This is a genomic window from Paenibacillus sp., assembly GCF_035645195.1.
In the GTDB taxonomy this organism is placed as follows: Bacteria; Bacillota; Bacilli; order Paenibacillales; family YIM-B00363; genus Paenibacillus_AE.
This window is the reverse complement of record NZ_DASQNA010000050.1, coordinates 72,086-91,830: the sequence shown is the minus strand read 5'-3', so window position 1 is coordinate 91,830 and position 19,745 is coordinate 72,086. Positions and strand designations below refer to the sequence as shown.

The window sequence follows — 19,745 nt, the reverse complement described above, 5'->3', positions numbered from 1 at the left end:
CGCATCCGCCGAGGGCTTCGTTGCGTTATTATACCCCGCCGCAGGAATGCGGGTACGGGCGCTCGGCTTTCAGGCGCTCGTTCTCCTGTTCGATGTCGGCATCGTCTTCGCGTTCGGCGACGAGCCTCGCGGGCGGCGCTTCGAACCGCACGTCGCCGCGGGGCGCCTCATTTCGATTCGTATCTTGCGTCATCTCAGTTTCCCTCCACATCCGCTCGGCAGGCGGTCGACTCGCCGCCGGGCGTTTCTTTTTCGTAAGCGATCAGCGTAATTTCCTCGCCCAGTTCGTTCTTCAGCACGGATTCCCACTCCCGAAGCCGATGCACCGCTTGGCTCGGCAATTCCGCGAATACATAGTCCTTTTGCACGAGTTCCACGCTCCTTTCTCACGTATTTTGCGTATCGGCAGACGCGGATATCCGGCTGCGGAAATGCGACTTTTTTCCCCCGAATCGGCGAAATTTGTGATATGATCGTTTACGTCCTACATCGACGGAAACGAGGGCGGGGAAACGATGAACCGGAACATGAAAGTGTGGTTGTCCGCTGCGAACGCGGCGGTGCTGCTGCTGACGTTAGTGCTGTTTTTGAATGAACAATGGAACGTATTGAATCGGGCGCTGTACGGGTACCATATGACGAACAATATGTCTCACGAGCCGAACGAGAGAATCGTCGTCATCGGCATCGACGACATGTCGCTGGAAGCGATCGGCCGCTTTCCGTGGGACCGCCGAGTATACGTAGAGCTGCTGCACATGCTGAATCAACCGGGCTTCGAACCGTCCTCGATCAGTTTCGATATCAGCTTCGACGAAGCGTCCGACCCGGAGGCCGACGCGGCGTTCGCCGAGGCGCTCTCGCAGTACGACAACGTCGTGTTCCCGGTCGTGGGCATCACCGAGCAGGTGACGCGGCACGCGGACGTGAAAGATTATTTGGTCGCCTACGACGTGCGGCAGCCGTACGAATTGTTCGCGGAGCACGTCCGGACGGCGCATATCAACGCGCTGATCGACGACGACTCCGTCATCCGGCGCACCGTGCTCCAAATTCAAGCGCCGGACGGCACGCTCATTCCGTCTCTCGCCCTGAACGCGGCGCAGATGGCGGGCGCCGACGTGTCCAAATATTTGGAGAACGATTATTTCGCCGGCCGAAACGCCAAGACGGAAATGTACATAAATTACAACGCCGCCAGCGACGAGTTTTTGACGGTGCCGTTCATTTCGGTCGTCGCCGGAGAGATCGACCCGGTCGTGTTCCAGGACGCGATCGTGCTGATCGGCTTCAACGCGGTCGGCTTCGAGAACGACAACGGCGCGACGCCGATCGAGCGGGAAATGAAGCTCGTATACGCCCACGCGAACATTATCCATCAGCTGCTCGAGGGCTCCGTCACGAACCAAGCGGACTGGTACGTTACGTTAGGCTTGATGCTGCTGCTGTTCGCGCTCACGTGGTGGTTCGCGTGGAGGCTCAAGACGACGTACAGCGTCGTCCTGTTCGCGGCGATCGTCGCCGGTCTGTTCGCGTTGCAATATGCCGTGTACGGGCAAAGCAAAGTATACGTCGACGTCGTCAATCCGCTCGTCGTCTTGCTGCTGACGTATATTTTGAACGTGTCGGTCAAATCGTACCTCGAGAACAAGCAGAAAAACTTCATTACGAAGCAGTTCGGCCGGTACATCTCTCCGGACCTCGTCAAGGAGATCGCGACGACGAATCTGGAAATCAAGCTCGGCGGCATCAACAAAGAACTATCGATTTTGTTCCTCGACATCCGCGGCTTCACGACGTTGTCGGAGAAGCTGAAGCCGGAGGAAGTCGTCGACTTCTTGAACGAAATGTTCGACCTCATCACGAACAAAGCGCTCGAGAACAAAGGCACGATCGACAAGTTCATCGGCGACGCCGCGATGCTCATCTTCAACGCGCCGCTCGACGTCGACAACCATCCGTATTATGCGGTCAAGACGGCATGGGATATCCAGCAAGGGATGATCGAGGTGCGGGAGCGCATCGAGGCCCGCCACGGGGTTACGGTCAATTGCGGCATCGGCGTCCATACCGGCGAAGTCGTCGTCGGCAACATCGGATCGTATCTCCGGGTCGACTACACTTGTATCGGCGATAACGTCAATACGGCCGCGCGCATCGAATCGCAAACGACGGCGGGACAAATTCTCGTCTCCGAAGCGACGTATGAGCGGACGAAGGAGTATTTCCGCTTCAATTATGTCGGGGACCGGATGATGAAAGGGAAAACGGTCGCCGTCAAGCTGTACGAGGTGCTCGGGCCGGCAACGTAACAGGCGCGCGGGAAGCGCGGGACCGCGGTCGAAGGGACGCCTTCGGCCGCGGTTTTTCGCGATTGGCGGAACTCTTGACGAATAGGTACAATGGAATCAGTTAGAAGCGGAATCGAGCGAGGGGAATGCGACCGTGCCGACCATTACGGTAATCACGCCGACTTACAACCGCCCCGATACGGTGGCGGAGCTGCTGGAGGCTTTGTCTCGGCAGACGTTCCAAGATTTCGAAGTCATCCTGGTTAACGACGCGGGAGAGCCGCCGAACGGCGTCGTCGCGCTGTACCCGGAGCTGTCCGTCACAATAATCGATTTGCCCGTGAATTCGTATCATGTGTGGGCGAGGAATGCGGCGCTCCCGCATGTGCGGGGCGAGTGGATTATGCCGATCGACGACGACGATGTAATCGTGCCCGATCACATGGAGACGATGCTGAAAGAGGCAGGGGAAGCGGAGCTCGTCTTCGGCGACGTCGAAATTTTCGATTATGTCAGAAAGAACGGCACCCGTCTGCCGACCGGACGGTTTCTGTTCGCCTACGAGTACGATATCGGCTTGCTGCGCAAATTCAATACCTATGTGGCGTCGGGCTCGCTGTACCGCAGAGAGCTTCACGACGCGCTCGGGCCGTTCGACGCGGAAATGCGCAACTATTGGGATTGGGATTGGATTCTTCGGGTACACGAAAGCGGGCGGAAGGTGAAAAAAGTGCCCCGCGCCGGGACGCTGTACGCGTTCGCGGCGCAGGGCGGCGACAACCAATCGGGAAAGCAGGACGCGATGCGCCCGTATTTGGACCGGTTGAGCGCGAAGCACGGCCTCGGCTATTTGCCGACGAAAAACTTCTTCCTCATGCTCGAGGAGGAAGAGATCCGCTCGCGGCGCACCGCGTCGGAGATCGTCTGGGACGGTCAGCCCTTCGTCTCGCGGCTGCGGCGCTGAGCGGCGAAGGAGCCGAAGATCACGGAAGCGATCACGACGACGATCAGGAAAAACATCGCATACATGCGCGCGGGGTCGGAGAAAAAGATGCAGAGCAGCATGAGCAGTCCCGCTCCCGCCATGACGCGGCCCTGGGAACGGGCGTATTTGGCGTAGACCGATTCCGGCAGCTGCAACAGCTTGGAGCTGCTTTGGGGCATGCGCGGCAGCATATTGCCGATGGCGACGAACACGAAGCCGACGGACGCCGTCGCGACGAACGAAGCGCTGACGGGGTAGCCGAGATTGTAAGCGAGCAGGAACGCGTGAATGCCGAGCAGCAGGGCGGCGACGACGACGCCGACGAACGCGTTGGCTTCGCCTGCGCGGCGCCGCTTGCTTTCGTCTCGCTCCCAATTCGGAGTGAAATGCAGCACCGCCGCGACGAACAGCAAAATCGCGGGCATGAGGAACGCGGCGACCGGCTTGACGAGCCAGTCGTCGGCATCGCCTCCGGGGCCGAAGTGGACCGCCATCGAATCCGGCAGCTCGGCGTAGAAGTAGAGGCTTGCGGCGACGCTAACGGCGGCGGCGAGCAGCGTGAATCTCCACATCTTTTTCATCATCGTTCTTCATTCCTTCCTCCTGCGTCCTGCAGGTCCATGATCCATTTCAAAACGTCCTGAAACACTGTGGTGTTGAGCGAATACACGATATGCTGGCCCCGGCGCTCGTCGCGGACGAGCTCCGCCTGCTTCAGCAAGCTCAGGTGGTTGGAAATGCTCGGCTTCGTCATCTCGAAGTGCTCGGCGATTTCCCCCGCGGACAAGTCGCCTTCCTTGAGCAGGTCGAGTATTTTCCGGCGGGTCGGGTCGGCCAGCGCTTTGAACGCGTCGTTCAGCGGCATAACGTCCCTCTTTCGATATTTAGATAATTTTCTAACAATCAAAATATAATCCGGAGCGATGCCGATTGTCAAGCGGGCGAAAGCACAAAAAAACGACGCCCCGAAAAGGGGCGCCGCGCGTTCATTGCTCCAGCATCGGGCGGAAGCGCTCGTAGTCGATGCCGGACTCGTCCAAAAATTTGCGCAAAAATTTATAATCTCTTCTCGGCGTAGCCAAGATGTATCCCTCTACGCACAGCTCCCGCGTGATTTCGGGGGCGCCGCGCTCGAGCGCCAGCTGCCCGATGCGCGCCGCGATCGTATGCTTGGCGATGTCGCGGAACGCCGCCGGGACCGGATCCACGAGCTGCCCGAGGAACGCCTTGCTGTCCTCCGTCCACAGGTGGCGGCTGCTCTCGACCCAATGGTTTTGCCAGTCGAGCGTCGATTTGCCGTCTTCCTTCGGGAGCACCTTCAAAAATTTGCGAAACATAAAATATCCGCCGATGGATATGAAACCGACCATAATGAACACCCAGAAAAAAATAAACCAAGCGAGCCCTTGATTCATCCGACGATCACCTCGCTAAAATCGTACCATCTCGCCCGCCGGGAGGCAAGGGAACCCCCGGCACGGTTCCAAAGCGGCGCGAAATCAAGTACAATAGTATAGATTGTCCATGCAGCTTATGCAGGCTAAGCCGAAAGGAGTTTGATATAGATGGCGAAGAAAATCGGGTCCCACGTGTCCTTCTCGGACAAGGGGCTGCTCAACGCCGCTGAGGAAGCGGTCAGCTACGGCTCCAGCACGTTCATGATTTACACGGGGGCGCCGCAGAACACTCGCCGCAAGCCGATCGAAGAGCAGTACATCGAAGAAGGACGCGAGCTGATGAAGGCGCACGACATCGACGAAATTATCGTGCACGCGCCGTACATCATCAACCTCGGTTCGTATAAAAGCAACACGTTCGATCTCGCGGTCGACTTCCTGCAGGAAGAAATTCGGCGGACGCATTATTTAGGCGTGAAAAATATCGTCCTGCACCCTGGCGCGTACACCGACAAGGATGTCGATTACGGCATCGCGCGCATCGCGGAAGGGCTGAACGAGGTGCTGAAAGGAACGTCCGAAACGGACGTGAAGATCGCGCTCGAGACGATGGCCGGCAAAGGCACCGAAATCGGCCGTTCGTTCGAGGAGCTCGCACGCATCATGGAAGGGGTCGAGGACAACTCGCGCCTGACCGTCTGCCTCGACACGTGCCACGTGCACGACGCCGGGTACGACATCGTGAACGATCTCGACGGCGTGCTTGAAGAGTTCGACCGCATCGTCGGATTGGACAAGCTGGCGGTCGTCCACCTGAACGACAGCAAAAACCCGCGCGGCGCGGGCAAAGACCGCCACGCGCCGATCGGCGCCGGCTGGATCGGCTTCGAAGCGATGAAGCGGATCGTCGATCACGAGAAGCTTAGCGATCTGCCGATGATTCTCGAGACGCCGTGGATCGGCAAGGATGACGCTTCGCAGCGTCCGATGTACGAGGCGGAGATCGCGCTGCTTCGCGGCGACCACCGCGAGCGGTTCGGCGACGAGTTCCTTGAGCACGTCGAGAAGCTGCATTCGTTCTTCAGCGAGAAGGACGTGCATCACCGCAACTTCATCGTGAGTACGTGGGAGACGCTGAAGAGCGACGCGAAAGCGAAGAAGGCGGATCCGCGCGAGCCGATGGACCGTTTGTACGATATGATTATGGAAGACAAGCTGTTCGCGAACCTGACCGAGGAGCAGATCAACCACCGATTGACGGCGTGGCTCGCGGGCGTGAATGTCGCGAAGCTGGCATAAGGAGAGACAAGCCGCATTATGATGATTCCGTTGCAAACTTCTAAAAAGCTGATCAGCCCCGACCGCGGGCGCATGCTCATCTACTGCCCGGACGGCCCGGGCATCGTCGCGACCGTATCGAAGTTTCTGTTCGAGCACGGCGCCAACATCGTGCAATCCGACCAATATTCCGCCGATCCGGAAGGCGGGATGTTCTTCATGCGGATCGAGTTCGATCTGGAGGGCCTCGCCGGCCGGCTCAGCGAGCTCGAGCGCGACTTCGCCCCGATCGCCGAGCGATTCCGCATGGACTGCCGCTTCACGCTCGCGTCCGTGAAGAAGCGGGTGGCCATCTTCGTATCGAAGGAAGATCACTGCTTGCTGGAGCTGCTCTGGTCGTGGCAGTCGGGCGATTTGTACGCCGACATCGCCGTCGTCGTCAGCAACCATCCGGACATGAAACGGCTCGTCGATCCGTTCGGCATTCCGTACGTGCACATTCCGGTCACGCCGGAGACGAAGCCGGAGGCGGAGCGCCGCCAAGTCGAAGCGGTCGAGCGGTACGGCGCCGACATGATCGTGCTCGCGCGCTACATGCAGATCGTGTCGCCGACGTTCATCGAGTCGTACCGAAACCGCATCATCAACATTCACCATTCGTTCCTGCCGGCGTTCATCGGCGGCAACCCGTACCGTCAGGCGTTCGGACGCGGCGTCAAGCTGATCGGCGCGACGGCGCACTACGTGACGGAAGAGCTCGACGGCGGGCCGATCATCGAGCAGGACGTCCAGCGCGTGACGCATCGCGACAACGTCGACGACCTGAAGCGCATCGGCCGCATGATCGAGCGGACGGTGCTCGCCCGCGCCGTAAAGTGGCATCTCGAGGACCGCATTCTCGTGCACGAAAACAAGACGGTCGTATTTAATTAATAGCGAAACATTCGGGGTACCCCGAATTGGCCGACTCCCTTGTCCCGGCGGACAAGGGAGTTTTTTTGTGCGTTCGGGACGAAGAATTTTGTAAGGATTTTGTAAGAATCGGTTGATATCATCGTCGTGGAAATGGAAACCAAGGAGGCGTTGATCGATGAGAAAAGTGTTGGCGGGTTTGCTGTGCGCGGGGATGCTGCTCGGCGGGGCGAGCGCGGCGTCCGCGCATGCGGGGCATTCGGCGGCGAAGTTGTCCGTGCTCGTGAACGGGGTCGAGGTCGCATCGGCGGCAAACCACGTGGCTGGCGGCAAAACGTACGTATCGGTCGAAGCGTTCGCGGCTCTGTTCGGCGGGGAAGCGGCGATCGGCGCGGATCGGAAGTCGGCGACGGTGAACGGAAAATCGGTCCCGATCCGGATGAAGGACGGCGTCGCCACCGCATGGGCGCGGGATCTCGCGAGCGCGGTCGGCGCGCAAAGCGTGACGTGGGACCAAGAGCATGCCGAGCTGTACATCTTGGCGCTGCCCGAAGGCACGATCCAGCTCGAACCGATCGTCGTGCCGGCGATGGGCGAGCACTGGGCGAACCCGGTTGCTGGCGATTTGCCGACCGGTCCGATTTACGGCGTATATAAGGGGAAGCTCATCTTCCTGGAGTACATGATTGCGCAGGAGGATTTCGCCGAGGGCGTCAACTTCCGTAACCTGCCGGGCATGAAAGGCGTGCCGTCGCCGGCGGTCGTCCAAACGGACATCGAGTTCCAGCCGACGGGCCATCCGGGTATGGAGATTCCCCACTACGACATCCATATGTACTTCATTACCGACGAAGAGCAGCAAGCGATCAAGTAAGAGCGCGGGGAAAGGGGATTTTACATGGTATCCGGCTCAACTCGAGCAAAAATAAGCACGGCTCTCGTTTTGTCGCTACTCGTAAGTTTGCTGATGCCGTTCTCCGCCTTCGCCGTACAAACGTTTACGGTGACGTACGATTCCGCGACAGGGGCTGCCGAAGGGCATCTTTACACATCCGAGTATTTTACGGATGAGGGTGCAAATTATTCGATCAAGCTTTCGTACGGGAATTCTGCGGATGCTTTAACTGAGGTAACTCTTGGGACGCCGACGATCACGGACGAAGGCGGGAAGCATCGAGCGGCGTTTTCCGGAACCGCCTCGCCGGGGCTGAACCCGGATATGTTTGTGCTGGAGGAATCGGTTTGGGGCTCGACGTCTACCGTGCGAGCAAAACGGACCGGCACGGAAGGGACGGTGTCCACCTACAGCGGCTTGCCGACCCCGGACATCTTGTCGCTGGCGGAGCTCGATTACGGCTTCCCCGGCACCGAGCATATTGAAATCATGTGGTCGAAAGTGGACGGCGCTACGGAATACAGGGTGTACCGCGCCGAAAACGAAAACGGCCCCTTCGCGATGATCAATGCGAAGACGGTGAACGGCTTTATTCATCCGACGGGGGATGCGGACAGCGCGTACGATATTGGGCAAGGAAAAACGTATTGGTACAAAGTCGAAACCGTTTCGCCTTACGGCATGTCGGAATCCACGCCGAAGAGTATTCAAACCGCAGGTGACGGAGGAGGGGGCCTCGGCCCGATTGCGGCGACCGCGACGGACGCCGAGGTGGCCATGAAGGAAAACAACATGGCCGCGGCGGACGGCGACGCGTTCGAGATTACGCTCGGCAATGCGACCGTGAAAGATACGGTCGGTTCTTCCGACCTCGCGATCGTCGGGCTGCCGGATTTCATCGGGTTGACCGTCACGAAGAGCGACGCGAACAAAATTCGCCTTGCGCCGATGGGCGCGGCCGCGATGCCGTTAACGGCGCCGGCGAACGTCACGATCGTCGTCAAGGCGAGCGCGGTCAACGAGGCGGGCGCACAAGATTCGGCGCAGCTTACGCTGGCGTTCGTGCCTTATGCGCCTCCGCCGCCGCCTCCGACGACGCCTCCGTCGCCGCCGAGCACGGTATGCGGCGACCCGGCCGTGCCGCCGTGCGCGACGGTGAGCGTCTTCAGCGGCCCCGGCTCCGCCGACGGCGTGCTTCCGAACGTCGAAGTCCAGAGCGGGCTGCTGCAGGTGAAGCTGAATAACAAGACGCCGGCGGTGACGGAGAGCGTGTACGAAGGCCAGCCGGTGCAGAGCTACGATTACACGGAGCTCCCGGGAGACTCGGCAGGCACGGTGTATGCGCTCGACGTGAAGCCGGGCTCGTTCGACCCGGTCATCCTGATCGGGACCGGGGACGTGAAGGAGTGGAGCGTGCAGGACGGTACGGCGGCGATCCGGGTCGGACCGATGCCGTTCTCGTTCGACCGCGACGGCGCGAAAGACGGCGACGGGCACGACCGGGCGGAAATCAGCTATGCGAACGCGATTCAGCTGGCGTTCGACGACGGCGCGATGCTGACGGCGGAGCAGCGCGATCTGGTGCGGGGCATGTATATCGTGACCGACGCCCAGTCGTTCGGTCAGCCGGCATACGACGCGGCGACGAGAACGGTCAGCATCTTTATCGCCGGCCCGCACTATCGGGCGAACGGGGAAGAGAACGTCGGGCAGTTCAAGGCGTTCCTGCCGAGCAAGCTGCTCGGCGAATGGGGCGTGACGGCGCCGGAGCAGCTGACCGCGGCGCTGAGCAGCGGTTCGCTGAGCAACAAGCAGGTCGAGGTGACGACGGGCGGCATGATCGTCTCGTTCAACGTCGGTTACTCGGAGAAGACCGTATCCATTTCCGCGAATACGGACAGCGAGGAGAATCCGCCGCAGAAGACGTTGACGGGCTTGAACGTGGATGCGGCACTCATGCAGCTTCGAGTGACCCATAATCCGACGAAGTCGTTCAAGGTTACGGCTGTGTATTCCGACTCGAGCCAATCGGACGTCACGACGGACGACGCGACGACGTACAGCGCGGAGCCGGCGGGCATCGTATCGGTCGACGACGGCGTCGTGACGGCGCTGAAGGCGGGCGAGGCCGTCGTCACGGCAACGCACGGCGGAATATCTCGCTCGTTCCCGGTGACGGTGGCGCCGAGCGCCGAGCATATTTACGGCGACTTTAAGTTCCCCCAAGGCGTGAATTACGACGGGTTCCGGATTCGCGTCTTCGCCGGGGCGTCGATACCGGCAAGCCTGGAGGGCACGGTCACCGACGCGACGTACGGGGGGAACGCCTCCGGCATTCCGATCTCGTTCCATACGAGAACGGTCGACGGGGCGAAGTATATGCATGTTTCGTTGGACGTCGAACCGGGCGCGTACAGCTTTTTCGTGACGATACCGGGCTACGAGAACCGGATCGAGAACGTCGCGGTGAGCGCGTCCGGCGCGGGGTACAGCCCGTTCGTGCCGCCGGCGAAGACGTACAAGGTCGGAGACGCCGAGATGCCTTACGTCGATATGACCCCGCTGCCGAGCGCCGATTCCGGCGGCGGCAATAACAACGGCGGCAACGGCGGCGGCACGGGGACCGACGCTCCCGGCGGGGCGGCGCCGAACCCGTCCGCGTCGCAAGACGCCGGGGACGGCGGCGAGGAAGTCGTGCTTGGGCAGGATGCGGCTGTGAAGACGCGGGAGACGACGGCCGACGGCAAGGCGGTGACGAAGGTGACCGTCGACGCGAAGGCGCTGAACGAAGCGCTTGCGCGGCTCGTCGAACGGCCGGCCGAGGCGAAGCGCATCCGGCTCGAGCTGGGCGCCACCGAGCAGGTCGCGGCGGTCGCCATCCCGGCAAGCGCTTTGGCCGGCGCGTCGGCGGACGCGGAAGGCGCAGTGCTTGAAGTGGCGAGCGAGACGGCCACCTATGAGCTGCCGCTCGGACTGCTGAACCTGGATGCGCTGGCCGCGCAGCTGGGGACGGCAGCCGAAGGCGTCACGATCACGATCACGATGGAGCAAGTATCGGGCGAAACGGCCGCAGAGCTGCAAGGAAGGGCCGAAGGGCAAGGCCTCGCGCTGCTCGGCGGAGCGGTCGAATTCCGCATTACGGCGGAGGGCGCCGGCGGATCGACCGAAGTGAACGATTTCGGCAGTACGTACGTTTCGCGCAGCATCATCGTGCCGCAGCAGGTCGACGGCAATCGGGCGACGGCGGTCGTCTTCGATCCGGAGACCGGAGCGATGCGGTTCGTGCCGGCGCTGTTCGTGACGGAGGACGGCGCGACGCGGGTCGTGATCAAACGGAACGGTAATTCAATCTACGCGGTGGCCGAATCGTTCAAGACGTTCGAGGACGTCGCGGACCATTGGGCGAAGCGGGATATCGAGCTGCTGGCGTCGAAGCTCGTGCTGAACGGCGCGTCGGCGACCGCATTCGCGCCGGACCGCAGCGTTACGCGCGCCGAGTTCGCCGCGATGCTGGTGAGAGCGCTCGGGCTCGACGAGCGTCCGACGGCGAGTAAGTTTTCGGACGTCGAAGGGAGCGCATGGTACGCCGGCGCGGTCGGCGCCGCCGCGGAGCGCGGCATCGTCGGCGGCGTCGGAGACGGACAGTTCCGTCCGGGCGATACGATCACGCGGCAGCAAATGGCCGTCATGATCGCGCGCGCGCTGACGTTCGTCGGACGGGGCCAAGCGGATGCTTCGGCTTCGGTTTCGGCCGACCGGTTCGCCGATGCCGCTGTCGTCGCCGAGTGGGCGAAGGCGGAGGTGGAGCTCGCCGCGGACGCAGGCATCGTATCGGGGCGCCCGGACGGGACGTTCGCCCCGAACGACGAGTCGACCCGGGCGGAAGCGGCGGCGATGCTGTACCGATTGCTGCGCCATCTCGAATTTATCGACTGATCGGCGAGGGAAACGAATAGACTTGAAGAAACCGGGAGAACCCGGTTTCTTCTCGTTTGTAAACGCGATCGGATAGGAAGGAATTCGCCAATCCGGCACGAATTGTAGTCCTAAACACCTATCGAGCGGCCAAGGAGGTAGTCTGTTTTGATCAGGACCTTGCTCGTCTTCTATTATGGGGCTGCGCTCGCCGCCGTGATCTGCATGAATTCCTATAATGTCGGGATCGATGGTTCGTCCTTGAGCCACATCTTTCGATTCGATTTTTATTTCGTGACAGGCTCCGTGTTTCTATATTCGTTCCTGCTTCACCGCTACACCGCATGGAGGCTGAAACCGCTGCTCCCGGCGGTCGACGGAGGGAGGGGCATCGAAGAGGAGCGCCGAGCGTTCCGCGTCTTGAGCGGATTTCCGAAGGAAATTTTTATCGGCGTTTTTGCCGCCGGCGCCTTCATTTCTGCCGTATATCACATCCTGGAAATTTTCCATTTCCGGATCAGACCGTTCGACGAGTTGGTGCTGCGGCACATCGTCGTAGAGGCGGCTTTCGGCTTCCTGTGGGCGTTCGCCTACATGTCGTTCGCCCGCCGGATGGTGCGGCCGGCGCTTCGTCGGCTGCAGGCGGCCGCCGCTTTGCCGGAGCGTTCCCGATCGTTCCTGGGGCTGTGGCTGTCCGTCTTCGTCACGAGCCTCACGGTCGCCGCCGTGCCGCAAATTTGGTTTATCCGCAACCACCTGATGCGGGACGAGCAGCCGGGCGCGGCTGCGACCGCGGTCGTCGCCTCGCTGGCGCTGGCGTTCGCCGTCGCCGTGCTGTTCGCGTTCATCCTCCAATTTCGGAGGGAGCTTAGGACGCTGTCGGACACGATCCGGGCGTTCGTCCGCTCCGGGCCGGAGCGTCGCATCCGATTGCTGCCCGTGACGTCGGGCGACGAAATCGGGGAGCTGGCGGCGGCGTTCAATGCGCTGCAGACGAAAGCGGCGAAAGAGGACGAGGAGCTGCGAAGCGATCTCGAGATGGCGGAAGCGCTGCAGCGCATGCTGCTTCCCGGGGATCGGGCCGATTACGGCGACATGCGGATTCGCTGCGGCCAAAGCAGGCGATCCGCGGCGCAAGTCGGAGGGGACTTCTACGACTGGCATCCGCTGCCCGACGGCCGCATGGCGCTGCTGTGCGGAGAAGTGTCCGGCGACGGGGTGGCCGCCGCCTTGATGACGACCGCGGCGGTCATGCTGTTCCGCACCGAGGCGCGCGAGGGCGGTACGGCGGGGGAGCTGCTTCGGCGATTGAACGCTTCGATTTACGATACGGCGCGCGGGGGAACGATCGTGACCGCGGGCCTCGCCATCTTCGGCTCCTCGGGCGGAACGTTGGAATACGCGAGCGCGGGGCACGCCGCTCCGCTGCTGCTGCGCCGCGGGGCGGTGCGGCCGGTCGCGCTCGACGCGCTGCCGCTCGGCGCCGCCGAAGGCACCGTCTACGGCTGCGAGCGCTGGACGATGGAGCCGGGCGACCGGCTGCTGTTCTACACGAGCGGCGTCGCCGAGCGGGCGAGATCGACGGAGCGGGATAACGGCTTCCTTGCGCTGCAGCGTCTCGCGGAATCCGTCGCCGAGAAGGGCGGCGCGGAATCGCTCATCGAGGCTCTATTGGAAGCGACGGAAGGCGGACGAGAGCGGCATCCGTCGGCTCGGACGCTGCTCGTCGTCGAACGGCGGAACGTTTCGGAGAAAGGGGTGCGCGCGTTTGCGTAAATTGGCGCTGCGGTTGCTTCCTCGGCTGGTGCTCATTTTTGTGCTGTCCCTGCTCGTCGGCACCGCCATGCTTATGTTGAACAACGTACTGCTGCACGGCAGCTCGCTGCGCGAACTGCTCCGGTTTAACATTCCGGCGGTCATGGCCGGCAATTTGCTCATTATCGCGATCTTGCTGCTGTCGGCGTATGCGCGGCTGAGCCGACCGGCATCCGACCGCGACCTGTACGCGAAGCTGCTGCGGCTGCCCGGCCGGCTGTTCGCCGGGCTGATGGCGATCTCGCTGCTGTTCTCCGGGCTGTATCACGCGCTGCAATTTCAGTTTTACGATGTGCCGTTGTCATCGCTTGCCTGGGAGGATTACCGGGTTCTCGCTAAAAATTTAGTCGCGGAACAGACGATCGCGCTCATCATTGGCTTGCTCATGTACGCGCTGTGCCGAAGAACGGTGCGGCCGTACGTCATGCGCCTCCGCGCCGAAACCCGCACGCCGGGCCGGTCGTTCGCCGCGCCGCTCGGCCTCGCGATCGTCGGGTGCTGCTTCATCCTGGCCTCCAGCGGGGTCGAATATTTGCTGCTGAACGAAGACCGCCCGATCGACATCTGGGATATCGCGGCGACCGTCGGCGCCCGCTTCGCGTTCTGCACGGTCGTGTTTTATTTGCTGATCGTAGAAATGAGGGGCGACGCGCGGGCCGTCCTCGCCAGCATCAAGGAGCTGGCGAGGGGCGGCGCATCGGCGACGTACCGGCCGATTCCGGTCGTGTCGGGCGACGAGCTGGGAGAGCTGACGGAGGCTTTCAATCTGCTGCAGCGCCGCATGGGCAAAGAGGCCGAGGAGATGAGGCGGGAGCTGAAGCTCGCTTACCATGTGCAGCAAAAGCTGCTGCCGGCCGTCTTCCGCACGCGCGAAACCTTCGATGCGGCGGCCGTTTCGTCGCCGAGCCGCGAAGTCGGGGGCGACGTGTTCGACATCGTCGAGCGCGGCGACGGCAGCTTTCTCGTTATGGTGGGCGACGTCTCGGGCAAAGGCGTAGCCGCTTCGATGCTGATGACTGCGACGCTGGCGTTGTTTCGGAAGGAGGCGAGGCAGGGCGCTTCGGCCGCCGAGGCGCTGCGCGCGTTGAACGGCCTGTTCAGCGAAACGCTGAAGGGAAGAATGTACGTCACGATGGGCATCGGCTGCTGGAATCCGGCGAACGGGAGGTGGACGTACGCGTCCGCCGGGCATGTCGCGCCGTATCTCGTCCGGGACGGGCGGGCGGAGGAGCTGCGGCCTTCGCCGTCCTTCCCGCTCGGGATCGACTCGGACGAGACGTACACGGAGACGATCTTCGAGCTGCGCCCGGGCGACAGGCTTCTGCTCTATACCGACGGCATCGTGGAGGCCGAAGCCGACGACGGAGGTATGTTCGGCTTCGACCGTCTGGAGGAGGCGCTCGCGGCGCTTCCGGAGGAAGGGGACGCGCGAGAGCTGCTGGAGCGGCTGAACGGCTTCCTGCCGCCGCCCCGGCAGGGCGTTTACGATGACGATCGAACGATGCTGCTGCTGCGGTACGCGGGAGCGGCCGGAGACGGCGATCGGACCTGGGCGGAGCCGGTCGCAGGGGGGGCGTCGGCATGAACGGCGGGGCGAAGGAGCGGGACGGCGAGCGGGAGCTTGCCGATTTGTTCGCGCTGGAATGCCGGATCGCCGAACTGCGAGGCGAGTGGCCCGAGGGGGCGGAGGCGCCGCCCGAGGCTTGGCTGGCGCGGTCGCCGGCGGTCGCCGCCGCGTACGCCCGCGACCGGCTGCGCCGAGGGCGCTGCGAGGAAGCGAAGCGGCTGGCCGAGCAAGCGGTGAAAGGGTTCGCGCGGCACGGCGCGGCGGAGCGGCTGACGGAGGCGATCGCCTGGCTCGCGTGCGTGAATGTGCGGCTCGGCAACGTCGCCGAGGCGGAAACCGCCTTGCGCTTCCTCCGCGGGGAGACGGAAGCCGGCGCCGCCGCTGGGCCCGATGCGGAGCTGGCGCTGGGGCGCGGCGGGCACTTGCTCGGCTTGTCCGCGGCGGAGCGGCGGCGGCGCTGCGAACGGGCGGCGAGAAGCTTCATGGCGGAAGATTGCGCAGAGCGGTCGCTCGAGGCGCTGTACGCGTGGGCCCGCCTGGGCGGAGAAGCCGACCGTGGCGAGGAGGACGCGCTGCGCAGGCTGCTGCGGCAGAAGGCGTCGTGGGACGCCTCGTACGCGAGGCATGTTCGGCTGCTGGAGTGTTTCGACGCCATGGAGGACGCTTGGGCGGCCGACGAGCCGGACCAATGGAAGCGAGCGGAGCGGGCGGCGAAGATCGCCTGCGAAGGCGCGTCGGACGATCATATGCGGCTGCTGCATGAGGCGTCGCGCCTCGCCGCGAGGCTCCGGCTCGGCCGGCCGGACGCGGCGGCGGAAGCGGAGCGGTACGAACGCGAAGCGCCGGCGCGCTTTCCCGGCGATCTCGAGCTGCAGGCCGAAGCCTGGCTGCTCCGCGCGCTGCGCCTCGTCACGGGCGGCGACCGCGTGCATGCGGCGGCGGCGCTGGCGGAAGCGGCAGCGTTGCGCGCCTTTGGGCTGCCGCCGGAGTACGAGCGGTTCGTCTCGCGCGCGGAGGCGCTGCTCCGCAAGGCGGAGAACGCGAGCCCCGGCAAGGCTGCGTCCGCGCCGGTGCGCGTGCGCTGCATGGGCCTTTTCGCGGTCGAGCGCGCGGGCGCGCCGGTCGCCCCCCTGCGCTGGAAGCGGAAGAAGGCTCAGGAGCTGTTCCTTTGTTTGCTCTTGCGTCCGGGCTACAGCATGCCGCGGGAGCAGGCGGTCGACGCGCTGTTCGGGGACGCCGCGGACCCGGTCAAAGGATCCAACCAGCTGTACGTCGTCGTGCACGAGCTGAGGCGCGTGCTCGAGCAATCGCTTGGCTGGAGCGACGGCGCTGCGCTGCGCGACGGCGTTCTGCGGCTGCCCGAGCCGTGGATCGAAGAGGTCGACGTCGAGAAATATACGGCGCTGATCCGGGTGGCGGACCAGCTCGCGGACGCGCATCCGGAGCTGGCCGAAGAGATGTACGGGACTGCCGCCGAAATTTACGGTCCTCTGCTGCCGGATTTGCCGTACATCGAATGGCTCGAACGCCTTAGGAACGAGTTGGAGCAAAAGCAGCTCCGCGTTCTCAGGCAGCTGTACGCGCTTGCGGCGCGGAAAGGGGATGCGGCGAAGGCGGAGGCGGTATGCGAGCGGTGGTTGGAGCTGCAGCCGCTGGACGAGGAAGCTTGCCGATCGCTGCTGCTCTTGCTCGTCCAAGCCGGCAGAGGCGCCGAAGCGAAGCGGCGTTATGCGGCGTTCGAACGGCGTCTGCTCGAAGAGTACGGCATCGCGCCGCTGCCTGAAACCAAACGGATCGTTGATTCGTCAATGTTGTAAGGAAAATGTAAGCGGGCGTGGAGTAAGATAATGGAAGCATAGAGGCGCATCACTGCGCCGAACAGGAAGCGGGTGAACGCATGAAGGACGAACCCGGGGGCCGGCCGCTCCGCACGTGGCGCTTTCCGAGCCGATGGGGCGAGGAAAAGCGCATTCTGGCCGATCTGAAGAAGTTGGCAAGGCTGCACGGATTTCCCGAATATCGAGCGGAGGATTTGGCCAGCGCAGCGGCCGAGGCGTGCTTGAACGCAGTCGAGCACGGCAACGGCCTCGAACCGGATCGCCGGGTAGTCGTCACTTTCGCGTTCCGCCGAGGCTTCGCCGTCGTACGCGTATACGACCAGGGGAAGGGGCTGGCGTTCGACGCGGCGCGCGAGCCGCGCAAAGCGTCGATCATTGAAGGAAGCCCTCGCGGCTGGGGGATCGCTTTAATGCGCGAGTTGGCGGACGAAGTGCTGTTTTACCACGATGAGCGCGGATTTTGCGCGGAATTGCGGTTTCGGGCCGCGAAGGAGGAACGACAGGCATGAATCAAGAGGTTTCGGTCGTCGTCCGCGAAACGGAACGGTGTACGTTCGTGCATCTGCGGGGGGACGTGACGAAGCAGGCGGAGGACGCGCTGCTCGGCGCGCGCCCTTGGCAGGACGGGCTCGAGGGCGGCAAGCGGCGACTCGTCATCGACTTCACCGAGGTGCCCTACGTGAACAGCGCCGGCATCGCCGTGCTGATTCGTCTCGTCCGGCTCGGGCTGAAGTCCGGCTTCCGCACGTTCGCGTACGGCGTGAACGCGCATTACCAAAAGCTGTTCCGGATGGTCGGCCTCACCGAGTACATGGCGATCTACCCGGACGAATACGCGGTGCTGCAGCGCATCGAAGAAGAGGAGGAGGAAGCGTAGGCTTCCTCCTCCTCTTCTTCGCCAAGGGCGCGTCGCATCAATTTTCGCCGCCCGCCGCGGCGCCGCGGAACTGCTCGGTCAGCAGCGGCACGATCTCGAACAGATCACCGACGATGCCGTAGTCCGCGACCTTGAAAATCGGCGCTTCCGGATCTTTGTTGATCGCCACGATGACGCGCGAGCCGCTCATGCCCGCGAGATGCTGGATGGCGCCGGAGATGCCGCAGGCGATATAGAGCTCGGGCGTGACGACTTTGCCCGTTTGGCCGATTTGTAGGGCGTAGTCGCAGTAGCCCGCATCGCACGCGCCGCGGGAAGCGCCGACCGCGCCGCCGAGCGCATCCGCCAGCGCCTGCAGCGGCGCGAACCCTTCGGCGCTCTTCACGCCGCGCCCGCCCGCGACCACGACCTTCGCCTCGGTCAGGTCGATGCGCCCGGACGTCTTCTTGACGACGTCCTTCACGATTGCGCGCAGCGGCGCGGCCGCGGGCTCGACGGCGATGACGGCGGCGGCCGCCGCGCCGTCCGCCGGCTCCGGCGCCCGAATGTTGTTCGGGCGCACGGTGACGACGAACGGCTCCGCCGCCGTTCGCCGCTCCGCCGCTTTGCCCGCGTACAGCGGGCGCGTGAACACCGGCGGCGCGCCGCCTTCGCCGCCGGGCGATACCGCGGTCACGTCGGTGACCGCGCCGCAGCCGAGCGCCGCCGCCAGCAGCGGCGCGAGATCCCGGCCGGCCGCGGTATGGCCGAGGAACACTCCGGCAGGCTGCACGGCCTGCACGAGCGACCGGGCGGCGGCGAGAAACGCCTCCGGATGATAGACCGCCAGCTCCGGGCGGTCGACGACGTACACGCGCTGCGCGCCGCGCGCGGCCAAAGCGTCGGCGTGCCCCGCGACGCCGCTGCCGATCAGGGCGGCGACGATCGCGTCGCCCTCCGCCGCCGCGGCGAAAGCCGCGCCGAGCGCCTCGAACGACACTTGGCGCAGCGCTCCGTCGCGCTCCTCGGCGATAACGAGCCAGGTTTTGCGGTTGGACATAGTAGTCAACCTCCTTCATCAGCTCTCTCTTTACAGCACCTTCGCTTCTTCGCGCAGCAGCCGCGCGAGCTCCGCAGCCTGCGCCGCCGGGTCGCCGGCGATCAACCGGCCGGCCGCCCGCGGCGGAGGCAGGTCCAGACCGACCCGGACTGTCTTTGCGGCCACATCCTCCGGCGTCAAGCCGAGGTCGTCGAGCGCGAGCGTCGCAAGCGGTTTCTTTTTCGCTTTCATGATGCCCGGCAAAGAAGGGTAGCGCGGCTCGTTCAGCCCCTGCTGCGCGGTGAATAACGCCGGCAGCGGCACCTCGACGAGCTCCGCGTCGCCCTCGGCGTCGCGCTCCGCCGACGCGACCCCGCCGGAGATCGTCAGCGCCGTCACAGCGGCGACGTGCGGCATGCCGAGCAGCTCCGCCACGCGTATAGCCACTTGCCCCGCGCCGTTATCGACGGAAAAATTGCCGCCGAGCACGACGTCGGGCGTCCCGCCCGCGACGTGCCGCGCCGCGGCCGCCAGCGCGATCGACACCGCGTATTCGTCGGCCGGGATGCGCGCGTCGTCGACGAGCGCCGCCTCGTCGGCGCCCATCGCGAGCGCGGTCCGCAGCGCCTCCGCCGCGCGGGCGGGCCCGACGGAGACGACGGTAACCTTGCCGCCGCCCGCCTCGTCCCGCAGCCGGATGCCCTGTTCGATGGCATATTCATCGTACGGATTGACGACGAACTTGACGCCTTCCTCCGAAACCCCGTTTCCCGCGAGAACGATCCGCTCCTCCGTATCGAACGTTTGTTTCACGAACACCACGATGTTCATCCGTCCCGCCTCCGTTTCGTATTTGCGAGAACCTTTTTACCATCCTATGCCATGAAACCGTCTCCTACGCCTGAACCGCCCGCCCGAAAGCCTCGTCGCAGTCCTCGTGAGAAAAGCGTCCTAACG

General features: G+C 63.6%; 18 protein-coding genes. 11 read left to right on the top strand and 7 right to left on the bottom strand.

All coding sequences use genetic code 11. The annotated features are described in order from the left end of the window. Window positions 1-28 precede the first annotated feature (28 nt). Window positions 29-193 carry a hypothetical protein gene (locus VE009_RS26140; RefSeq protein ID WP_325012889.1) on the bottom strand — a complete coding sequence of 55 codons (165 nt, stop codon included), beginning with the start codon at window positions 191-193 and terminating at the stop codon, window positions 29-31. Window position 194: 1 nt separating this feature from the next. Then, window positions 195-377 carry a hypothetical protein gene (locus VE009_RS26135; RefSeq protein ID WP_325012887.1) on the bottom strand — a complete coding sequence of 61 codons (183 nt, stop codon included), beginning with the start codon at window positions 375-377 and terminating at the stop codon, window positions 195-197. A 138-nt stretch (window positions 378-515) separates the two neighbouring features. Here VE009_RS26135 and VE009_RS26130 point away from each other — a divergent pair, with 138 nt between their 5' ends. Together VE009_RS26130 and VE009_RS26125 are read left to right on the top strand one after the other, a co-directional pair. Continuing rightward, window positions 516-2,312, top strand: coding sequence for an adenylate/guanylate cyclase domain-containing protein (locus tag VE009_RS26130; RefSeq protein ID WP_325012885.1), 1,797 nt, complete (start codon window positions 516-518; stop codon window positions 2,310-2,312). A gap of 133 nt (window positions 2,313-2,445) precedes the next feature. Then, on the top strand, window positions 2,446-3,255 hold the full coding sequence (locus VE009_RS26125) for a glycosyltransferase family 2 protein (protein ID WP_325012883.1): 810 nt from the start codon (window positions 2,446-2,448) through the stop codon (window positions 3,253-3,255). On the opposite strand, the gene VE009_RS26120 is transcribed toward VE009_RS26125, so the two are convergent. The 3 genes from VE009_RS26120 to VE009_RS26110 form a co-directional block, all read right to left on the bottom strand. Beyond that, window positions 3,225-3,860, bottom strand: a complete 636-nt coding sequence (locus VE009_RS26120; protein WP_325012881.1) for a DUF1648 domain-containing protein — start codon at window positions 3,858-3,860, stop codon at window positions 3,225-3,227. The two genes, VE009_RS26125 and VE009_RS26120, sit on opposite strands and share 31 nt — an antisense overlap. Next, window positions 3,857-4,135, bottom strand: a complete 279-nt coding sequence (locus VE009_RS26115; protein WP_325012922.1) for an autorepressor SdpR family transcription factor — start codon at window positions 4,133-4,135, stop codon at window positions 3,857-3,859. The genes VE009_RS26120 and VE009_RS26115 overlap by 4 nt, the downstream gene beginning before the upstream one ends. A 127-nt stretch (window positions 4,136-4,262) precedes the next feature. Next, entirely contained in the window at window positions 4,263-4,691 is a 429-nt protein-coding gene (locus VE009_RS26110; RefSeq protein WP_325012879.1) for a DUF2621 family protein, read from the bottom strand. 150 nt (window positions 4,692-4,841) lie between these two features. Here VE009_RS26110 and VE009_RS26105 point away from each other — a divergent pair, with 150 nt between their 5' ends. From VE009_RS26105 to VE009_RS26065, 9 genes are all read left to right on the top strand, one after another. Beyond that, the gene (locus VE009_RS26105; protein ID WP_325012877.1) at window positions 4,842-5,972 is read left to right on the top strand and encodes a deoxyribonuclease IV; all 1,131 of its coding nucleotides are present in this window, start codon (window positions 4,842-4,844) and stop codon (window positions 5,970-5,972) included. Between the two features lie 21 nt (window positions 5,973-5,993). Next, window positions 5,994-6,884: a formyltetrahydrofolate deformylase gene (gene purU, locus VE009_RS26100; protein ID WP_414694934.1), complete on the top strand. Its 891-nt coding sequence runs from the start codon at window positions 5,994-5,996 to the stop codon at window positions 6,882-6,884. Between the two features lie 157 nt (window positions 6,885-7,041). Beyond that, window positions 7,042-7,737 carry a hypothetical protein gene (locus VE009_RS26095; RefSeq protein WP_325012873.1) on the top strand — a complete coding sequence of 232 codons (696 nt, stop codon included), beginning with the start codon at window positions 7,042-7,044 and terminating at the stop codon, window positions 7,735-7,737. A gap of 69 nt (window positions 7,738-7,806) precedes the next feature. Continuing rightward, the gene (locus VE009_RS26090) at window positions 7,807-11,694 is read left to right on the top strand and encodes an S-layer homology domain-containing protein (RefSeq protein WP_325012871.1); all 3,888 of its coding nucleotides are present in this window, start codon (window positions 7,807-7,809) and stop codon (window positions 11,692-11,694) included. Window positions 11,695-11,841: 147 nt separating this feature from the next. Beyond that, window positions 11,842-13,449: a PP2C family protein-serine/threonine phosphatase gene (locus tag VE009_RS26085; RefSeq protein WP_325012869.1), complete on the top strand. Its 1,608-nt coding sequence runs from the start codon at window positions 11,842-11,844 to the stop codon at window positions 13,447-13,449. Further along, the gene (locus VE009_RS26080; protein WP_325012867.1) at window positions 13,442-15,073 is read left to right on the top strand and encodes a PP2C family protein-serine/threonine phosphatase; all 1,632 of its coding nucleotides are present in this window, start codon (window positions 13,442-13,444) and stop codon (window positions 15,071-15,073) included. Before VE009_RS26085 ends, VE009_RS26080 begins: the two co-directional genes overlap by 8 nt. After that, on the top strand, window positions 15,070-16,872 hold the full coding sequence (locus VE009_RS26075) for a BTAD domain-containing putative transcriptional regulator (RefSeq protein ID WP_325012865.1): 1,803 nt from the start codon (window positions 15,070-15,072) through the stop codon (window positions 16,870-16,872). The genes VE009_RS26080 and VE009_RS26075 overlap by 4 nt, the downstream gene beginning before the upstream one ends. Window positions 16,873-16,952: 80 nt before the next feature. Beyond that, window positions 16,953-17,402, top strand: coding sequence for an ATP-binding protein (locus tag VE009_RS26070; RefSeq protein ID WP_325012863.1), 450 nt, complete (start codon window positions 16,953-16,955; stop codon window positions 17,400-17,402). Next, window positions 17,399-17,770: an STAS domain-containing protein gene (locus tag VE009_RS26065; RefSeq protein ID WP_325012862.1), complete on the top strand. Its 372-nt coding sequence runs from the start codon at window positions 17,399-17,401 to the stop codon at window positions 17,768-17,770. Before VE009_RS26070 ends, VE009_RS26065 begins: the two co-directional genes overlap by 4 nt. 37 nt (window positions 17,771-17,807) lie before the next feature. Here VE009_RS26065 and VE009_RS26060 read toward each other — a convergent pair whose 3' ends face one another. Beyond that, a complete protein-coding gene (locus VE009_RS26060) occupies window positions 17,808-18,809 on the bottom strand; it encodes an electron transfer flavoprotein subunit alpha/FixB family protein (RefSeq protein ID WP_325012860.1) in 1,002 nt (333 codons plus the stop codon). 30 nt (window positions 18,810-18,839) lie between these two features. Then, window positions 18,840-19,619, bottom strand: coding sequence for an electron transfer flavoprotein subunit beta/FixA family protein (locus tag VE009_RS26055; protein ID WP_325012858.1), 780 nt, complete (start codon window positions 19,617-19,619; stop codon window positions 18,840-18,842). Between the last annotated feature and the right edge of the window lie 126 nt (window positions 19,620-19,745).

What these genes read in the sequence shown, in the direction of transcription:
- VE009_RS26140 (WP_325012889.1), bottom strand. Translation starts at nt 193, where the DNA reads ATGACGCAAGATACGAATCGAAATGAGGCGCCCCGCGGCGACGTGCGG.
- VE009_RS26130 (WP_325012885.1), top strand. Translation starts at nt 516, where the DNA reads ATGAACCGGAACATGAAAGTGTGGTTGTCCGCTGCGAACGCGGCGGTG.
- VE009_RS26120 (WP_325012881.1), bottom strand. Translation starts at nt 3,860, where the DNA reads ATGATGAAAAAGATGTGGAGATTCACGCTGCTCGCCGCCGCCGTTAGC.
- VE009_RS26110 (WP_325012879.1), bottom strand. Translation starts at nt 4,691, where the DNA reads ATGAATCAAGGGCTCGCTTGGTTTATTTTTTTCTGGGTGTTCATTATG.
- VE009_RS26105 (WP_325012877.1), top strand. Translation starts at nt 4,842, where the DNA reads ATGGCGAAGAAAATCGGGTCCCACGTGTCCTTCTCGGACAAGGGGCTG.
- purU (WP_414694934.1), top strand. Translation starts at nt 5,994, where the DNA reads ATGATTCCGTTGCAAACTTCTAAAAAGCTGATCAGCCCCGACCGCGGG.
- VE009_RS26095 (WP_325012873.1), top strand. Translation starts at nt 7,042, where the DNA reads ATGAGAAAAGTGTTGGCGGGTTTGCTGTGCGCGGGGATGCTGCTCGGC.
- VE009_RS26075 (WP_325012865.1), top strand. Translation starts at nt 15,070, where the DNA reads ATGAACGGCGGGGCGAAGGAGCGGGACGGCGAGCGGGAGCTTGCCGAT.
- VE009_RS26070 (WP_325012863.1), top strand. Translation starts at nt 16,953, where the DNA reads ATGAAGGACGAACCCGGGGGCCGGCCGCTCCGCACGTGGCGCTTTCCG.
- VE009_RS26065 (WP_325012862.1), top strand. Translation starts at nt 17,399, where the DNA reads ATGAATCAAGAGGTTTCGGTCGTCGTCCGCGAAACGGAACGGTGTACG.
- VE009_RS26060 (WP_325012860.1), bottom strand. Translation starts at nt 18,809, where the DNA reads ATGTCCAACCGCAAAACCTGGCTCGTTATCGCCGAGGAGCGCGACGGA.
- VE009_RS26055 (WP_325012858.1), bottom strand. Translation starts at nt 19,619, where the DNA reads ATGAACATCGTGGTGTTCGTGAAACAAACGTTCGATACGGAGGAGCGG.